Genomic DNA, 15,737 nt, shown 5'->3' on the forward strand with positions numbered 1-15,737 from the left:
TGCGGGTTGGGCTCGGCGGCGGGATAGTGCTGGGGTAACGCTCTCCCCGCCCGCCTGCGACCGCTACCCCCCGTTTGCCACGATGGCGCCGACGATTAATTGGGCGCTCGACCTGCTGGTCGGCTGGGTGGGCCTGTCGATTCCTCCCGACGCGGCGGTGGGATACGTGCTTGCGGCGCTCGTGCAGGTCGGGATGATCCTGAACCTGGCCGCTGTCGGAGGCCTCGTCTTTATCTGGCTCGAGCGGAAGATCGCCGGGCGGATCCAGGACCGGCTCGGTCCGACGCGGGTCGGCGGCCGTTTCGGCTGGCTGCAGACGGTCGCCGACGGGCTCAAGCTCCTCACCAAAGAGGACTTGATGCCGACCTCGGCCGACAGCCTGCTGTTCCGCGTGGCGCCGTACATCGGTGTAGCGGCGTCGGTGGCGGCTTTCGTCGCCCTCCCCTTCGCCGGGGGGCCGCACCCGTTCGTCGTGCAGCGGCTCGACATCGCGGTCTTCTTCGTGCTGGCGGTGCTCGGCCTGGAAGTCTTCAGCATCATCCTGGCGGGCTACTCGTCGGCGTCGAAGTGGTCGCTATTCGGCGCGATGCGCGAGGCGGCCCAGGTCGTGAGCTACGAGGTGCCGCTCGGCCTCTGCGCCGTGGTGCCGGTGATGCTCGCCGGCAGCATGGACCTCGTGACGGTCGGCGACGTGCAACGCGGCGGCTTCTGGAACTGGCACGTGCTCAACGACCCGTTCACGCTGATCGTCTTCTGCGTCTACTTCACGTGCGCCACGGCGAGCGTCAACCGCGCGCCATTCGACCTCGCCGAGGCGGAGAGTGAATTGGTCGGCGGCTTCCACACCGAGTACTCCGGCATGCGGTGGAGTTTCTTCTTCCTCGCCGAGTACAGCTCGATGCTGCTGGTGAGCCTGCTGGCGGCGATCCTGTTCCTCGGCGCTTGGCACGGCCCCGTGCCGCTCGGCATGAACGGCGAGGGGTGGCTTGGATCGGTCGTCGGCTTGGGGGTCGCGAATTACCTCGGCAACCTGCTGGGCCTCGCCTGCTTGATGACCAAGGGGGTGTTTTTGGTCATCATCATGATGTGGGTCCGCTGGTCGATGCCCCGCTTGCGGATCGATCAGGTCATGACCACCTGCCTGAAGTACTGTACCCCCTTAGCGGCGGTCTGCTTCCTCGGCGCGACGGCGTGGCAGGCGGCGTTCCCGGCAGGCCTGCTGTGGCGCCCGCCAACGCCGGGTCTAGTTGAAATATCAGAGCAGAAGACGAGCCCCGGAGGGGCGGCAGCGCGTAGCCAGGGGCGCGAGCCCCTGGAAGCGATTGGCTACGCGCTGCCGCCCCTCCGGGGCTTCTCGACGGAGGCGCCCCAATGATCTGGCACTCGGTTCTGTTCACGCTGTTTGCGGCGATCGCCTGCGGATTCGCCATGGCGGTCGTCTTCACGTCGAACGTCGTGCGGATGGCTTTCTATCTCGTGATCAGCCTCTCGGCGACGTCGGGGCTGTTCTTCCTTGCCGGCGCCGACTTTGTTGGCGCCATGCAGTTGATGATTTATGTCGGCGGCACGCTGGTGCTGCTGATCTTCGGTGTGATGCTCACCGCCCAGCAGCGGTTCGTGCAGATGCGGCCGTCGCGGTCGGAGGTCCTGCTGGCCGGGCTGTTGGGGGCGGCGCTGTTGGTGCTGCTCGCGTCGGCGGCGGTCGGCGTTCCGACTTGGCGGGGGAGCGGCCCCAAGGCCGCGGCGCTCGACGAGCCCCCCCTCACCGCGACGCCGATCGCCCTGGGACTGCTCGGCTTCCGCGTCGACGGCGACCCGGACGACGGTCAGAACCGGGCCGGCTACCTGTTGCCGTTCGAGATCATCTCGGTCCATCTGCTCGTGGTGCTGGTCGGAGCGGCTTACCTGGCCCGCACTCGACTGACAGCGGGCTCGCTAGCGCAGCAACCGCCGGGCGGGTTCGAGCAAGACGCCGCCGAAGACCGGATCGCCGAAGTCGAGGCCATCGCCGCCGATTCGCCGGGCACGGAGGGGCCCCCAACATGATCCTCGCGTCACTCGTTACCGAGCCGGTGGGCGTGGCCCACTACCTGATTGTCGGCGCCGTGCTGTTCATCGCGGGGATAGTCTGTATGGCGACCAAGCGGAACCTGCTCGGCGTGCTGATGGGGGTCGAGCTCGTGCTCAACGGCGCCAACGTCAACTTCATCGCGATCGGCAGCCCTTACTTGCGTGGCGACGCGGCGTCGGTCGGGCTCGATGGGCAACTGATGGCGCTATTCGTCATTGTGCTCGCCGCCGCCGAGGCGGCCGTTGCGCTGGCCATCGCGCTGAACTTCTACAACACCGTCCACACGATCGACGTCGACGCCGCCGACCAATTGCGCGGCTAGAACAAGATGCACCGACCTAACAACTGATCCACCGATTTCCCCTCCTCCCTAAGGAGGAGGGGTTGGGGGAGGGGGGTGAAGCGGGTACCCGGCGCCCCCCCCCTCCCCTAGCCCCTCCCCACAAGGGGGAGGGGGATAAAGAACATGACCCCCGAACGCCTCCTACCAACGCTGCTGCTGCTCGCCTGGCTCGCGCCACTGGCGTCGTTCGTCGTATCGGCGATCGCCGGCTCGCTGTTGTCGCGACGCCATGGCGGCCAAGAAGGAGGGGCGGTCGACGGCGCTGCGGCCCGCACGATCGGCCACGTTGCAACCGGGGCGATAGGCGTCAGCCTTGTCGCCTCGGTGCTCGCGCTCGGGGCGTGGATCGCGGCCCATCCGGCGACCGACGGCCACGCCCCCGCGGCGACGGCCTACGCGGGCGAGTGGTTCGGCGTCCTCGATGTCGGCCCGCTGCACGTCGGCGCCGCCTACTACATCGACGCCCTGACGGTCGTCATGGCGGTTGTCGTGACGCTTGTCGCCACGTGCGTGCATGTCTACTCGTTCGGCTACCTGGCCGAGGAAACCGCCGCCGAAGGCCTCGAGGCGGTCGCCGACGACGAGGCGCCCACCTACTACGGCAACAAGCTCCGCCGCGCCGGGCGGCTGCACCGCTTCTACCAGCACCTGTCGCTGTTCTGCTTCGCGATGCTCGGCGTCGTGCTGGCGGGCAACGCGGTGATGACGTTCGCGTTCTGGGAACTGGTCGGCGCGAGCAGTTACCTGCTGATCGGCTTCTACTACGAACGCCCCAAGGCGGCGGCTGCGGCGACCAAGGCGATGCTGTTCAACCGCGTCGGCGACGTCGGCATGCTCGTCGGCCTGATGGCGCTGTGGGGGCTCGCCGGCACGTTCGACTACGAGCGGCTCTTCGCGATGGCGCCGACCTGGATGGCGAGCCACTACGGCCTGGCGACGCTTGTCGGCGCCGGCCTCTTCTGCGGCTGCATCGGCAAGAGCGCTCAAGTCCCGCTGCAGGGCTGGCTCCCCGACGCAATGGCCGGCCCGACGCCGGTCTCGGCCCTGGTTCACTCGGCGACGATGGTGGCGGCCGGCGTGTTCCTTGTGGGCCGTATCTATCCGCTGCTGACGGTCGAGGTGCTGGTCGGAATCGCTTCGGTCGGCGCCGTCACGCTGCTGGTCGGCGCGACGCTGGCGAGCGTGTCGCACGACCTCAAGCGGGTGCTCGCTTATTCGACGGTGAGCCAGCTCGGCTACATGATGCTCAGCCTCGGTTTAGGCGGCTGGACCGCTGGGTTGTTCCACTTGGTGACGCACGCCGGCTTCAAGGCGTTGCTGTTCCTCGGCGCGGGATCGGTGATCCACGCCGTCGGGACCAACGACCTGCGGGCGATGGGGGGCCTCCGCCGCGCGATGCCCGCGACGGCCGGATTGATGCTGGTGGGCGCGCTCGCCTTGATGGGCGCCGGCGTGCCGGTGCTTGGCCTTGGTTTGAGCGGGTTCTTCTCGAAGGACGCGATCTTCGAGTACGCCGTAGCTTTCGCCCGCACCAACCCTTCGTATGCGTGGCTGTTCTGGGCTCCGCTGATCGGGGCGGTGCTCACAGCCGCCTACATTACGCGGCTCGGGCTGCTGACTTTTGTTGGACAAGCGAGGTCGGAGAAGGCCGAACACGCCCACGAGTCGCCCGAGTCGATGCTTGTGCCGATGGCGGTGGTCGCCGCCATGGCGATCGGCGCCGGCTGGGCCGTGCCGGGGAGCCGCTTGTCGGTCCCGTCGCTATTGGCGATGTCGGCGCCCGAGGCGACCCACCACGCCCGCACCGGCAGCGCCTGGAGCGGCGTGACGCTGCCGGGCGTTGAGTCGGCCCATGAAGTCGACGTCCGCGCCGCGGCGGGCTGGGCCGCGATCGGGGCGACGCTGGTCGGCGTCACGTCGGCCTTGTTAATGCACCGCGGCGGACGCAAATGCGAAACGCCCGCCGGCGCGCCGATGCGACAATTCGACGAACACTGGCTGCCGAGCGTCAGCCGTGGCTGCGACGCCGTCGCGCGCCGCCTTGGCGCGTTCGTTTCGGGTCCGCTCGACCGCGGCGCGATCGATGGCGGCCTCGCCGGAGCGGCGGGGCTGTTGAAATCAACCGGCGGCGGGCTGCGGCGGATACAGACCGGCAGCCTCCGGCAGTACGTCTTCTTCCTCGCCCTGGGGGTCGTGCTGGTCAGCGCGGCCTCGCTCGGCGTCGCCCTCCGCTGGATCAACGGGTGACGCCATGAACGACCACGCCCTCACGCTCCTGGTGCTCCTCCCCGCGGCGGCGGCCTGCGCCATGGCGCTCGTCCCGAAGTCGGCCGGCGGCGCCGCGAAGAAACTGACGCTCGCCACGACGGCGCTCGTCGCCCTCATCGCTTGGTCACTCGCTTTCGATGGCCGGGCGGGGGGCGCCGGCCTCTCGCACATCGTCTCGGCGCCGTGGATCCCGTCGCTCGGCGTACAGTTCTTCCTCGGCGTGGATGGCGTCAGCCTGCCGCTGGTGATCCTCACCGCGAGCCTGTCGTTCTTAGCGGCGCTGGCGAGCCTCGGCGTCGAGCGTCACCCGCGCGGCTACTGCGCGTTGCTGCTATTGCTTCAGACCGGCATGCTCGGCGTGTTCCTCGCGCTCGACTTCGTCGTCTTCTATGTCTTCTGGGAGCTGATCCTGGTGCCGATGTACCTGCTGATCGCTGTCTGGGGGGGCGACGGCGGGCGGCGGGCGGCGTTGAAATACTTCATCTATACCCTCGCCGGCAGCGTGCTCATGCTCGGCGCCGGGCTGCTGCTCTACGGGCAGAGCGACCTGACGCGATTGGCGCCGGCCGACCTCGCCGAGTGTGGGGTGATGGGACCCGACGCCGCCAAGCCACACGCCTCTGGCATGGTGCTCGCCGAGTGGCTGGCGTCGGACGACCCACTGGCGGAGCGCTATGTCGACGCCGAGGCGGCGGGCGCGCCGCTGCGGACGTTCAACCTCTCGGCCATGGCGCGGCTCGCCCGATCGACCGATGTGTTCACGTCCAAGAGTTGGGGCGGCCACAACCTGGCTTGGTGGGCGTTCGTGCTGCTCGCCGTTGGCCTGGCGATCAAGCTGCCGGCCGTGCCGCTACACACGTGGCTGCCCGACGCCCACACCGAGGCGCCCACGCCCGTGTCGATGCTGCTCGCCGGCGTGATGCTCAAGCTGGGCGGCTACGGGTTGGTGCGGATCGCTTGGCCCGTCTGCCCCGAGGCGGCCCGCGACCTGGCGTTTGTCGTCGCCGTGGTTGGTGTCGTCGGCCTCTTCTGGGGCGCGCTGGCCGCCATGGCTCAGACCGACTTCAAGCGGCTGGTCGCGTACAGCTCGGTGAGCCACATGGGCTACGTGCTGATCGGGCTCGCCGCGGGGACGCTCGGCGCCGACGCCTGGGCGCTCGGCGCGACCGGCGCGGTGTTCCAGATGGTCGCCCACGGCGTGACGTCGGCGGGGCTCTTCTTTGCGGTGGGCGTGATTTACGAACGGGTCCATCACCGCGACCTTAACCAACTCGGCGGCCTGATGAATCGGATGCCGACCGCCAGCGGCCTCGCGCTGGTGCTGGCGCTGGCGAGCCTCGGCCTGCCTTGCCTGTGCGGCTTCGTCGGCGAGCTGCTGGTGCTGCTCCCGGCGTGGACGTTCAATCCGTACCTCGCCGCGGCGGCCGCCTCGGTGACGGTGCTCATCGCCGCTTACACGCTCCGCGCCGTGCGGCTCGCTTACTACGGGCCCGAGTACCGCGGCCCCAACGGCGACCGGCTGACGCCCGTCACCCCGCGCGAACTCGCCGTATTGATCCCGCTGGCGGTCGCCGCCGTCGTGCTTGGCGTCCGGCCAGGAATCGTTACCGAGGTCGCCGAGCCCGCGCTCGTTGCGGCCGGGCAACCTTTCGCTCACCCTCACCCCAACCTGCCGGGCATGACGCCCGTGGCCGATGCTGCCGACGCTCGTCGAACAACTCGCTAACGACACGGCGGGCTTGAGCCTGCCGCGGTCGGCGCCCGAAGTGACGCTCGTCGTCACGATCGTGGCGCTGCTGCTAGCGCGCGTCCCGGCGGCGTTGCGACGGATCGACCCGGTGTGGATCGCGTTGACCGGCGCGCTGGTCGCGTTGGGTTGCCTGCTCGGCGAGGCCCGCGGCGGCCTCGCGGCGATCGAGCCGGTCGAGCTGTTTACCGGCATGCTGCGGCATGACGCGCTGGGCGTCTTCTCACGCGGCCTGCTGTTGATGTTCCTGGTGATGATGGTCGTCTTGTCGAAACTGACCGGCCTCGCCAGCCGCGACGACGGGCAGGACTTCTTCGTGCTGCTGTTCGGCGCGACGCTCGGCATGTGCGTCATGTGCCGGGCGAATCACCTGATGACGGTCGTCTTAGGAATCGAGATGGCGAGCGTCCCGTCGTACGTCCTTGTCGGCATCGTGAAGGGGCGTCGCCGGTCGGGCGAAGCGGCCCTCAAGTACTCGGTCTACGGCGCCGCGGCGGCGGGCGTGATGCTCTACGGCGTGAGCCTGCTCGCGGGCCTGCTGGGGTCGGTGCACCTGCCGACGCTCGGCCTGCGGCTCGCCGAGCTGCAGGTGGCGTCGCTCGCCGGTGACCCGTCGCAGCGTGGCGTCATCATGGCGCTCGCCCTGGCGGGCGTGCTGGTGCTGGTTGGCATGGCGTTCAAGCTGTCGGCGGCGCCGTTCCACTTCTGGGCGCCCGACGTCTTTGCCGGCGCGCCGGCCGAGGTCGGGGCGTTCCTCTCGGTGGCGTCGAAGACCGCCGCTCTGGTGCTGCTATTGCGGCTGGTGTCGCTTGTGCTGCCGCACGGCGTGTCGGTGGACGCCGCCCTCCCCGGCGAAGGCGTCTCGCGGCTGGCGGCGATGAGCGACGCCGGCCCCGCCGCGCCGGCGCGGGCGTTCGTCGTCGGCCTGATCGCGACCGCCGCCGCCGTGACCTGCACGCTCGGCAACCTCGCGGCGCTGTCCCAGACCAACGCCAAGCGGCTGCTCGCCTACTCGACGATCGCCCACGCGGGTTACCTGTTGATGCCGATCGCCGCGGCGATCGCCCTGGCGGAGCACGACCCGGCCGGGGCGTCGGGCGCGGCGGCGGCGGTGATGCTCTACGCGGCGGGCTACCTGTTCCTGAACTTCACGGCGTTCGCCGCGGTGGCCGCGATCCGCAACACACGTGGCGCCGAGACGATCGAGGACTACGCGGGCCTCATCCGCACCGCGCCGGTGACCGCCGTGGCGTTCTGCCTGGCAATGATCGGCCTCCTCGGGCTGCCGCCGCTGGTCGGCTTCTGGGGCAAGCTGGCGGCGCTACGGGCGCTGGTCGACGCCGGCGGGCCGTGGATGGTGATGCTGCTCGTCGTTGCGGTGCTCAACACGGCGTTGTCGCTGGTCTACTACCTGCGGGTGGTGAAGACGATCTGCCTCGACGCCCCCCCCGAGGACGCAGGGGTCGAACGGCCCGAGCGGCCGACCCGGTTGCTGCTGGCGGTCGGCGCGGCGCCGATCTTGCTGTTGGGGATCGCCCCCGAGTGGCTCGCGCGGCTCGCCGGTGAAGCGTGCCAAGGTTTATTCGGTTAACTGTCTGCGCAGAGACGCCCTGGGCCCGTCGCCCGGCGTCCCCTACAGTCGAACCATCCCGCCGGCCGTTTGATGGATGGCCCGCCGCCCCCCGCCCCGCTGGTTCCCGTGCCTCACCGCGTCACGCTCCGTACCCTCCGCAGCGCCTGTTGTGTGTTGCGGCGTTCGTTCCTCGCCTACTTGTCGCACGCCCGCCCCTATGTCGGTCCGGAGGCCGCCGCCGAGGAAGAGGTGCTCGACGAGTTGATCGCGCGGCAGGAGGCGCTCGCCGACCGGGTCGCCGCCAAGGTGCAGGCGCTAGGGGGCGAAGAGCCGCACTGCGACTTCCCGGCCGAGTTCACCGCGGCGCATGATGTCAGCATCGGCTACGCGATGCGTCGCGCGGCGGAGCTCCACCAAGCCGATCTGGTGCGTCTCCGCGAGCTGCGTGAAGAACAGCACGACCCCGACGCGGACAAGCTACTCGCCGACGTCGTGCACGAGGCCGAGGCGATCCGCGACCAATTCAAACTGGCGAACCAACCCGCCGGCGCCCGCTGATGCTCTACGACACCCACGCGCACCTCGACCAACGGACCTTCGCCGACGACCTGCCGGCGGTGCTGGAGCGGGCGCGCGGCGCGGGGGTGCTCGACGTGAACGTGATTGGCGTCGACGCCGCGTCAAGCCGGGCAATCGTCGCCCTGGCGGCCGAGCACTCGAAGCTCCACGCTGTGGTGGGGATCCAGCCGAACGACGTCGGCGAAGCGCAGCCGGGTGACTGGGACGAGATCGTCCGCCTCGCCGCCGCGCCCGGCGTCGTCGGCCTCGGCGAGACCGGCCTCGACCGCTACTGGGACGCGACCCCCTTCGAACAGCAGCAGGACTACTTCGACCGCCATCTGCGGCTGTCGCAAACAACCGGCCTGCCGTTCGTTGTCCATATGCGCGAGTGCGAGGAAGAAGTCCTGGCGATGCTCCGCTCGGCTCGCGAGCGCGGCCCGCTCGCTGGCGTCATGCACAGTTACACCGGCACGGCCGCCGGCGCTACCGAGGCGATCGAGCTGGGGCTGCTGGTCAGCTTCGCCGGCATGGTGACGTTCAAGAAGTCGGACGCCCTCCGCGAGGTCGCCGTTGGCGTGCCGCTCGACCGGCTGCTGGTCGAGACCGACGCCCCCTACCTGACGCCCGAACCGGTCCGGAAGGTCAAGCGGAACGAGCCGGCCCACGTCGCCCACACGGCGAGGTTCCTGGCGGACCTACGCGGCGAGCCCTTCGACGCCTTCGCCGAGCAGACGACCGCCAACGCCAAGCGGCTTTTCGTGCCCCGTTGAGACAGCACGGCTCGGTGTTGGAGTCTGTTCTCCAAGAGTTGTCCGGCTCGAGACCTGTCGTCTCGCTGCCGCTCGCTTCACTGTCGCAGGCCCAGCAGCGGGAAGCAGAGCACCGGGATCACCAGCGACGCCATCCCCAGCAGCCAGCGGCCGTTGCCGAGTTCGACCGAGTCGTCCGACGTTGGCGGGTGGTCGACCCCCATCAAGATCACGAGCACCAGCATCGGGGTCCAGACGGCCGCCTGCTCGAGGTTGATCACCACGTAGGCGATCGCCACCACGATGAAGCCGCGCGCAAAGGTGTGGGCGTCGCGGCCGAACAAGCCATAGATGGTGTGGCCGCCGTCGAGCTGGCTGATCGGCAGCATGTTGAGGCCTGTGATCAGCATGCCGACCCAGCCGGCCATGAAGAAGGGGTTCACCTGCGAGATGCCGATCCATTCGCCCGCATTGACCGAGGCGTTGCCGGCGGCGTCGTGGACGGGGCGGGCGGCGTGCTGACGTTCGATCATCCATTTGACGATCTGCGGGCTGTTGAGCTGCACCTCGCCCGGCTGCGGCCGTTGCGACAGGTCGAGCTGGCCGACGCCGTACCAGAGGATCGGAATCGCCACCACGAGTCCCGCTAAAGGACCGGCCAGGCCGATATCAAATATCTCCCGCCGGTTGGCGCGGAGGCCGTCCATGCCGATGACGGCGCCCATTGTGCCGATCGGGTTGAACGGCACGGGGATACAGAGCGGGTAACTGGCCGGAATGCGGTGAATGAGCGTGAGGACGAAGTGCCCCATCTCGTGCGACAGCAAGATGGCGAGCACGGCCAGCATGTAGACGAGGCCCTGCTGCCAGCCCGACGCGAGGGTCTGAGCCATCTCGCCCCAGTCGTCCATCCGCTCGAGCGGACGCCAATCGGCGGCGCCGACCCAGAGGGTGCTGGCGCAGGTGGCGAGGAACAGCCCGACCGGCAGCCCGACGCGGCGCCGACGGCTCCGCCGGGGCGGCTTGGTCCGCAGGTCCGAGGCCCGCAGCTCGGGGCCGACCTCGACCGAAAACTCAGCGGGCGGCGGAGCGGCGAGCTGGTCGTCGACGGGGCGAGAGGGTGGCGGCGTGGCTTCGCTCATGCGGCCGATCGTAGGGCGCCCGTCGTTCAACCTGTAGGAGGGGTCTCCTGACCCCCCCGTCATCGCATCTACGTCGTCGCGATTACTTCGGCTTACTTCGGCTTACTTCGGCGCGAGCGTCGCGATGATGCGACGGCCCTGCATCGAGGGGCCTTGCTCGAGCTTCGCGCAATCTTCCAACTCGGTGATCACGCGCTGCAGGACCTTGAAGCCCTCGTCGGTGTGGGCGTTCTCACGGCCACGGAAGATCACCGAGAAGATGACCTTGTCCTTCTTCTCCAAGAAACCGCGGGCCCGGTTGACCTTGGTCATCAGGTCGTGGTCGCCGATCTTCGGCCGGAGGCGGACTTCCTTGTTTTGGCTCTGGTGCGTGTGCCCCTTGTGGTGCCGCTTCTTCTGCTGGTACTTGAACTTTCCGTAGTCCATGATCCGGCAGACGGGGGGCCGCTCGGTGGGGGCCACCTCGACCAGATCGAGCCCGGCGTCGCGTGCCTTCTGCAGGGCGTCCTCAGTGGGGACAATGCCGAGCTGCGTGCCGTCCGCATCAATCACCCGGATCGGGGTGATGCGGATCGATTCGTTGATGCGTTGGGTGTCTTTTCGATCGGCGTTGCGATCGACGGTACGGAAGCGAGACAAGTGTTTTCCTACGGGGGACTCGGATTGGCCGGCGACCAGGGATTGCCCGGCGCCCGGGCAGGCCGCCTAACCGGACGGCAAGACCCGAAAGTATTGGTCATGGAACGGGTCTGCGTCAACTGAAGCGGCGGCGATAAAGGGGCCGATTTCACCGTTCGGGCCGATTTTTCCGGGACCCACGCCGGCGAGACCGCTCTTGTTAGCCCGCACGCCGGACCTCGAAATAGACCTGCGAATTGCCGTACCAGGTGCCAATCGGCAGCGGCCCGTAGGCGAGAATCTTCGATTCCCACCCCTTTTGTCGCATCGACTGGATCGCCCGGCGGAAGTCAAAGCCGCGGTGGCTCGATTTCAGCTCGGTGGCGCGACGGGCGGGGATTCCGAGCAGGCTCGCCTTGAGGAACTCGATCGGATAGTGCTCCGAAGGCTTCAATCGCAGCAGAAATCGATTGCACTCCTTCAAGAAGAGGGCCGGGCCCACTTCGATCGGGGCGCTCACGACAATGGCCCCCTCGGGCCCGAGGACGGCGTCGCAGTCGGCGAGGAACGCGTCGAGCTCGGCGTCGGAGAGGTGCTCGATCGTTTCGAAGAGCGTCACCGTCCCGAACGGGCCCTGGCCGCGGACTTCGTCCATCGTGGCGAAGATCGGCAGCCCCGCCTGGCAGCGTTCTGCCATGAAGGGCTCGTAGCCGACGGCGCTGCCGGGCCGCTCGGACTCGAGCGAAGCGATCAACACACCCGACCCGCACCCGTAGTCGAGCACCCGCCCCGCGTCCAACCGGCCACGCACCAACTCGAGCGAACGCCGCACTCGGGTCCGGTGGGCGTATCGGGCGAGCGGGTTGGGAGAATTGATCGTGGCGGCGTCGTATTCAGACATCGCGGCTTTTTTGCGGACGGGGTGGATTCGACAGAAAGAGGACGCGTGCCGAAGGGGGGCGATCCGTTCACTTTACTTCGGTTTCGCGATGGCCACCAATGACAGCCGGCGGCGGCCTTTCTAGAGGCCACCCTAGCGCCCGGCCCCAAACTGCTGCGAAAGCCGGCCGAGCATGCGTTGTTCGAGGGCCTCGTCGCGGCCGATGTCGATCCAGCGGCCCGGTCCGGTGATGGCGTCGACCGGGGTCACCCGGTCGGTCGGCAAGGCGCTGTCGTTACGGATCGAGGCGGCCCCGGCGCTAGCGAGCTCGGGACGATTGAGGTCTTCCAACTGCTTTTCGACCCGCACGTCGAGTTCGTAGCCCCCCGCGGCGGGCATCACCCGGACGATCGCCCGGCGGCGGATCGTCTGTAGCGTGCTCTGCCAGCGATTGAAGCCCCCGGCCGAGTCGCGGCGCCAAGGCTCAAAGATCGTCGAGCCCGACGCCCATTGGGTCTCAAGCCGGCCCTCGCTGAGCATCGTGCCGGATTGGCGGATCCGCTCTTCGCTACGGATCGGGAAGTAGCGGCTCGCTTCACGGGCGACCGTCTCCCACGCCGCGTCGGGGTTCGAGGCCCGGACATACAACGGATTAGGGAGTGGGTTGTCGATCCGCGGCTGCTGCGGCAAGCCAAAGTCGTCGCTGATGGGCCCTCCCTCGGGAGGCAGCACGTCGAACCACCCCGGCTCGGCCGTCGCGGACTGCGGCGCCTTGGGAGCCGGGGCGCCCGGAACCATCACCATCGGGGGCCCGAAGGCGCCGATTGGCGGCCCGACCTCGTAGCCGAGCCCGAACGGCGGCGGGGTGTCGCAGCTCAGCTCGCCGGGAGCCAAGTAGCTGGGCCCCCACGGCGATCCAGAGACCGCCATTGGCCCCTGGCCACGGAACACCTCGGTTGACTCCGATTCGACCGCTGCGGCGGGCGGCGCAGGCGGGGCGTCGGGCGCCAATTGGCACCCCATGCTCGTCACGGCGAGGAGGAGGAAGGAACGGTGCATGCGTTCGGGCAGGAGGATCGGCCAGCGAGTGGCGGAGCGTCGCGAAATCGGCCTGCTGCGGCAATGCCAGCCCGCCCGGTTCTGCTAGCATTCCCGCATGTCTCCAAACCCCATGAATCGCGAAGAAGTCCGCGCCTTCGACCGCGACGCCATTGAGCGGCTTGGGCTGCCGGGCGTGGTGCTCATGGAGAACGCGGGCCGCGGCTGTGTCGAGGTGCTCGAGCGGCTCGGCGTCGGCGGGCCAGTGCTAGTTGTCTGCGGCAAAGGGAACAACGGCGGCGACGGCTTTGTGATCGCCCGCCACCTGGCGGTCCGCGGCTACGACTGCCGGGTCGCCCTGGGGGCCGACCCCGCCGACCTGGCGGGCGACGCGCGGGTGATGTTCGAGGCGCTCACCCACTGCGGCGTGCCGATTCTCGACGAAAGCGGCGTCAACGCCGGCCTTATGCTCCAGGAACTCGACGCCCTGTCGCGCGACGCGGCCTGGATCGTCGACGCTCTGCTCGGCACCGGCGTGAAGGGCTCGCCCCGGCCGCCTTACGACACCCTGATCGACTGGATGAATGGCGAGGGGGGGCGGCGCCTGGCGGTCGATCTGCCGAGCGGCCTCGATTGCGACACCGGCGAGCCGGGCTCGCCGACGGTGCGGGCCGACCATACCTGCACGTTCGTGGCCCCGAAGGTCGGCTTTGCGAATCCCGCCGCCGCGGAGTTTCTGGGCGAGCTTCACGTGCTGGATATCGGCGCGCCGTTCAACCGATAGGCGGAATGCGAGACACCACTCACTTCGCAGGTCTGTGGGAGGGTAGGTCTGTGGGAGGCGTCTCCCGACGCCGATTACGGTATCCATCCTGAAATGGCGTGGTGCGCGTAATCGGCGCCTCCCACAATTATCCTATTGAATAACGCCTTTAGCGCCGCTGGCAGCCTACGCAGAAGAATGTCGAGCGTTGCGCCTGGACGATCCGCTGCACCTCCCCCGCACAGCGCGGGCACGGCTCACCGGCCCGGCCATAAACGCGATGGTGCAGCTGATAGCCGCCATCTTGGTTGAGCTTGTTGCGATACGTCCCGTCGCCCAGCGACGACCCCTCATAGCGGACCGCTTCGCTGAGCACTTCGCGCGTCGCCACCGCGATCCGCTCCCACTGCGGGCCCGACAACAAATCGCACCGCGCCGCCGGATGCACGCCGGCAACATGCAAGATCTCCGCGGCGTAGATATTCCCAATCCCCGCCACCGCTCGCTGATCGAGCAGCGCGACTTTCACGGCCCGCCGACTCCCGGCGAGCCGGCGACGCAAGTCGTCGGAGGAAACCACCAACCCATCCGGCCCCAGCAACTCCTCCCCAAACGACGCATCGAACTCCGCCGGAGCGTAGAGCCGAACCTTCCCCAGCCCCCGTTGGTCCCAGAACCAGACGCGCTGGAGCACGCCCCCTTCCAGGCCAAGCTGCACCCGCAGGTAGAGCGGATTGGGCGACTCGCCAGCGCCGACTAAGCCGGTCATCCGCGGTTCGAGGATCAGCCGGTCGCCCGAATCGATCCGCAACGAAACCCGTTTGCCAACCCGCTCGACCGCGACGATCTCACGTCCCACCACCCGCCGCCGCAACCCGTCAATGCGTGGCGTGATGCCGATCGGCTTCCGCGGGCAGGGGAGCCGCTCGAACGAGGCGATGGTGGCGCCCGCCGCGTCGGCGACGCCGCGTCGCATGGTTTCGACTTCGGGGAGTTCCGGCATGGAAGAAGGGTTACCGCCAAGACGCCAAGAACGCCAAGGGCTGCTAGGGAGATTTACCGCGGAGTGCGCGGAGGACGCGAAGAGCAGGACTCATCTGCAAAAAGCACGCGACTAACGGTTAGCTGACGGAAGGGGCCTGAGTGAATGTTCCCCCTGTAAGTCGAAGTCCCAAGAAGTACGTTACGAGTAGATAAGCGAATTGCAGGCCAAGGGCCCCAGCGGCGAAGCCAAGTGTGATTGGTCCGAAGAAACCGACGCCAGGAAATCCGAATCCGGGACCACTCGGGATAATCAAAGCCATTGCCAGCTTAGTAATCCAAATGGCGTTCAGTATTGTCCCACTACCAACCATAAGTGCTGCGGCAGTTTTCCCTCGCGCAGCAAGGGCCGCCACGACATGCGGCATAGCACTAATGGCAAACAAGAACAGGATCAGCATTGAGGGCAATACGGTGTAGGGGGACATCGGGCGAACGAGGCAAACGCACAACCCTAGATACAGAGACAACGATGCGGTGATCGCAAGAAGTGCTCTCGTTGAATACCGAAACCAGTCGGTAGCTAAGTTCGCTCGTGGGAAAGCAACCTCTTCAAACTTCCAGCCGCGCAGCCACCGGGCGATCGAATAGATGGAAATCCCTCCGAGATAGGCTGACAGATAACCGAGGGGCGGTAGAAGGGCTTCAACCGGCAGAAAAGTCTCCCTCTCAAGACGGAACCCAAAGCCGACCCAAGCCATAATCAATAGTACAGGGATCGCAGACAATCCCACACGTATCGCCACAGCTTGTCGAGCAAAGGCTCCCCAAGACGCGCAGGCCAAAACTAGCGACCACGCGAGCCCAAGCGTCGCACCGAACTGAAATTCGTAGAGTGACTCTGACAAACCTTGCCTCCGTTAAGCTGCTTAAAACGCTCTTGCGAGCGGCGCGTTTCTTCGCGTCCTCCGCGGCTCCGCGGTGAAAGCTTCCAGGGGGAACC

General features: G+C 67.9%; 15 protein-coding genes. 9 read left to right on the forward strand and 6 right to left on the reverse strand.

Going from position 1 to position 15,737, the window contains the following annotated elements; genetic code table 11:
• The first annotated feature begins 82 nt into the window (after window positions 1-82).
• The 8 genes from Pla108_RS04660 to Pla108_RS04695 all read left to right on the forward strand — a co-directional run bounded on the left by Pla108_RS04660 (window position 83) and on the right by Pla108_RS04695 (window position 9,333).
• Window positions 83-1,375, forward strand: coding sequence for a complex I subunit 1/NuoH family protein (locus Pla108_RS04660; RefSeq protein WP_146443486.1), 1,293 nt, complete (start codon window positions 83-85; stop codon window positions 1,373-1,375).
• Window positions 1,372-2,046 carry an NADH-quinone oxidoreductase subunit J family protein gene (locus Pla108_RS04665; protein WP_146443488.1) on the forward strand — a complete coding sequence of 225 codons (675 nt, stop codon included), beginning with the start codon at window positions 1,372-1,374 and terminating at the stop codon, window positions 2,044-2,046. Before Pla108_RS04660 ends, Pla108_RS04665 begins: the two co-directional genes overlap by 4 nt.
• Window positions 2,043-2,393: an NADH-quinone oxidoreductase subunit NuoK gene (nuoK, locus tag Pla108_RS04670; RefSeq protein ID WP_146443490.1), complete on the forward strand. Its 351-nt coding sequence runs from the start codon at window positions 2,043-2,045 to the stop codon at window positions 2,391-2,393. The genes Pla108_RS04665 and nuoK overlap by 4 nt, the downstream gene beginning before the upstream one ends.
• Window positions 2,394-2,537: 144 nt before the next feature.
• Window positions 2,538-4,661 (forward strand): NADH-quinone oxidoreductase subunit 5 family protein, encoded by a 2,124-nt coding sequence (locus tag Pla108_RS04675; protein ID WP_146443492.1) that lies wholly within the window; start codon window positions 2,538-2,540, stop codon window positions 4,659-4,661.
• Between the two features lie 4 nt (window positions 4,662-4,665).
• A complete protein-coding gene (locus Pla108_RS04680; RefSeq protein ID WP_146443494.1) occupies window positions 4,666-6,408 on the forward strand; it encodes a complex I subunit 4 family protein in 1,743 nt (580 codons plus the stop codon).
• Window positions 6,377-8,020, forward strand: a complete 1,644-nt coding sequence (locus Pla108_RS04685) for an NADH-quinone oxidoreductase subunit N (RefSeq protein WP_146443496.1) — start codon at window positions 6,377-6,379, stop codon at window positions 8,018-8,020. The genes Pla108_RS04680 and Pla108_RS04685 overlap by 32 nt, the downstream gene beginning before the upstream one ends.
• Before the next feature lie 108 nt (window positions 8,021-8,128).
• The gene (locus Pla108_RS04690) at window positions 8,129-8,560 is read left to right on the forward strand and encodes a hypothetical protein (protein ID WP_146443498.1); all 432 of its coding nucleotides are present in this window, start codon (window positions 8,129-8,131) and stop codon (window positions 8,558-8,560) included.
• Window positions 8,560-9,333, forward strand: coding sequence for a TatD family hydrolase (locus Pla108_RS04695; RefSeq protein ID WP_197526244.1), 774 nt, complete (start codon window positions 8,560-8,562; stop codon window positions 9,331-9,333). The genes Pla108_RS04690 and Pla108_RS04695 overlap by 1 nt, the downstream gene beginning before the upstream one ends.
• Window positions 9,334-9,410: 77 nt before the next feature.
• Here Pla108_RS04695 and Pla108_RS04700 read toward each other — a convergent pair whose 3' ends face one another.
• From Pla108_RS04700 to Pla108_RS04715, 4 genes are all read right to left on the reverse strand, one after another.
• Entirely contained in the window at window positions 9,411-10,454 is a 1,044-nt protein-coding gene (locus Pla108_RS04700; protein ID WP_146443502.1) for a site-2 protease family protein, read from the reverse strand.
• A gap of 102 nt (window positions 10,455-10,556) precedes the next feature.
• Entirely contained in the window at window positions 10,557-11,093 is a 537-nt protein-coding gene (infC, locus tag Pla108_RS04705; protein ID WP_146443504.1) for a translation initiation factor IF-3, read from the reverse strand.
• Between the two features lie 199 nt (window positions 11,094-11,292).
• Entirely contained in the window at window positions 11,293-11,973 is a 681-nt protein-coding gene (locus Pla108_RS04710; RefSeq protein ID WP_146443507.1) for a class I SAM-dependent methyltransferase, read from the reverse strand.
• Between the two features lie 132 nt (window positions 11,974-12,105).
• Window positions 12,106-13,011, reverse strand: coding sequence for a hypothetical protein (locus Pla108_RS04715; RefSeq protein WP_146443509.1), 906 nt, complete (start codon window positions 13,009-13,011; stop codon window positions 12,106-12,108).
• A gap of 97 nt (window positions 13,012-13,108) precedes the next feature.
• Here Pla108_RS04715 and Pla108_RS04720 point away from each other — a divergent pair, with 97 nt between their 5' ends.
• Window positions 13,109-13,774: an NAD(P)H-hydrate epimerase gene (locus tag Pla108_RS04720; protein ID WP_146443511.1), complete on the forward strand. Its 666-nt coding sequence runs from the start codon at window positions 13,109-13,111 to the stop codon at window positions 13,772-13,774.
• Window positions 13,775-13,922: 148 nt separating this feature from the next.
• On the opposite strand, the gene Pla108_RS04725 is transcribed toward Pla108_RS04720, so the two are convergent.
• Both Pla108_RS04725 and Pla108_RS04730 read right to left on the reverse strand, forming a co-directional pair.
• Window positions 13,923-14,756 (reverse strand): Fpg/Nei family DNA glycosylase, encoded by an 834-nt coding sequence (locus Pla108_RS04725; RefSeq protein ID WP_146443513.1) that lies wholly within the window; start codon window positions 14,754-14,756, stop codon window positions 13,923-13,925.
• 118 nt (window positions 14,757-14,874) lie between these two features.
• The gene (locus Pla108_RS04730; RefSeq protein WP_146443515.1) at window positions 14,875-15,642 is read right to left on the reverse strand and encodes a hypothetical protein; all 768 of its coding nucleotides are present in this window, start codon (window positions 15,640-15,642) and stop codon (window positions 14,875-14,877) included.
• Window positions 15,643-15,737 lie beyond the last annotated feature (95 nt).

Origin of the sequence: Botrimarina colliarenosi (assembly GCF_007859955.1) — a bacterium.
Lineage (GTDB): Bacteria > Planctomycetota > Planctomycetia > Pirellulales > Lacipirellulaceae > Botrimarina > Botrimarina colliarenosi.

Coding starts and splice junctions, on each gene's coding strand:
- Pla108_RS04710 (WP_146443507.1), bottom strand. CDS start 11,973: ATGTCTGAATACGACGCCGCCACGATCAATTCTCCCAACCCGCTCGCC.
- nuoK (WP_146443490.1), top strand. CDS start 2,043: ATGATCCTCGCGTCACTCGTTACCGAGCCGGTGGGCGTGGCCCACTAC.
- Pla108_RS04715 (WP_146443509.1), bottom strand. CDS start 13,011: ATGCACCGTTCCTTCCTCCTCCTCGCCGTGACGAGCATGGGGTGCCAA.
- Pla108_RS04720 (WP_146443511.1), top strand. CDS start 13,109: ATGTCTCCAAACCCCATGAATCGCGAAGAAGTCCGCGCCTTCGACCGC.
- Pla108_RS04685 (WP_146443496.1), top strand. CDS start 6,377: ATGCTGCCGACGCTCGTCGAACAACTCGCTAACGACACGGCGGGCTTG.
- Pla108_RS04675 (WP_146443492.1), top strand. CDS start 2,538: ATGACCCCCGAACGCCTCCTACCAACGCTGCTGCTGCTCGCCTGGCTC.
- Pla108_RS04725 (WP_146443513.1), bottom strand. CDS start 14,756: ATGCCGGAACTCCCCGAAGTCGAAACCATGCGACGCGGCGTCGCCGAC.
- Pla108_RS04695 (WP_197526244.1), top strand. CDS start 8,560: ATGCTCTACGACACCCACGCGCACCTCGACCAACGGACCTTCGCCGAC.
- Pla108_RS04660 (WP_146443486.1), top strand. CDS start 83: ATGGCGCCGACGATTAATTGGGCGCTCGACCTGCTGGTCGGCTGGGTG.
- Pla108_RS04665 (WP_146443488.1), top strand. CDS start 1,372: ATGATCTGGCACTCGGTTCTGTTCACGCTGTTTGCGGCGATCGCCTGC.
- Pla108_RS04700 (WP_146443502.1), bottom strand. CDS start 10,454: ATGAGCGAAGCCACGCCGCCACCCTCTCGCCCCGTCGACGACCAGCTC.
- Pla108_RS04680 (WP_146443494.1), top strand. CDS start 4,666: ATGAACGACCACGCCCTCACGCTCCTGGTGCTCCTCCCCGCGGCGGCG.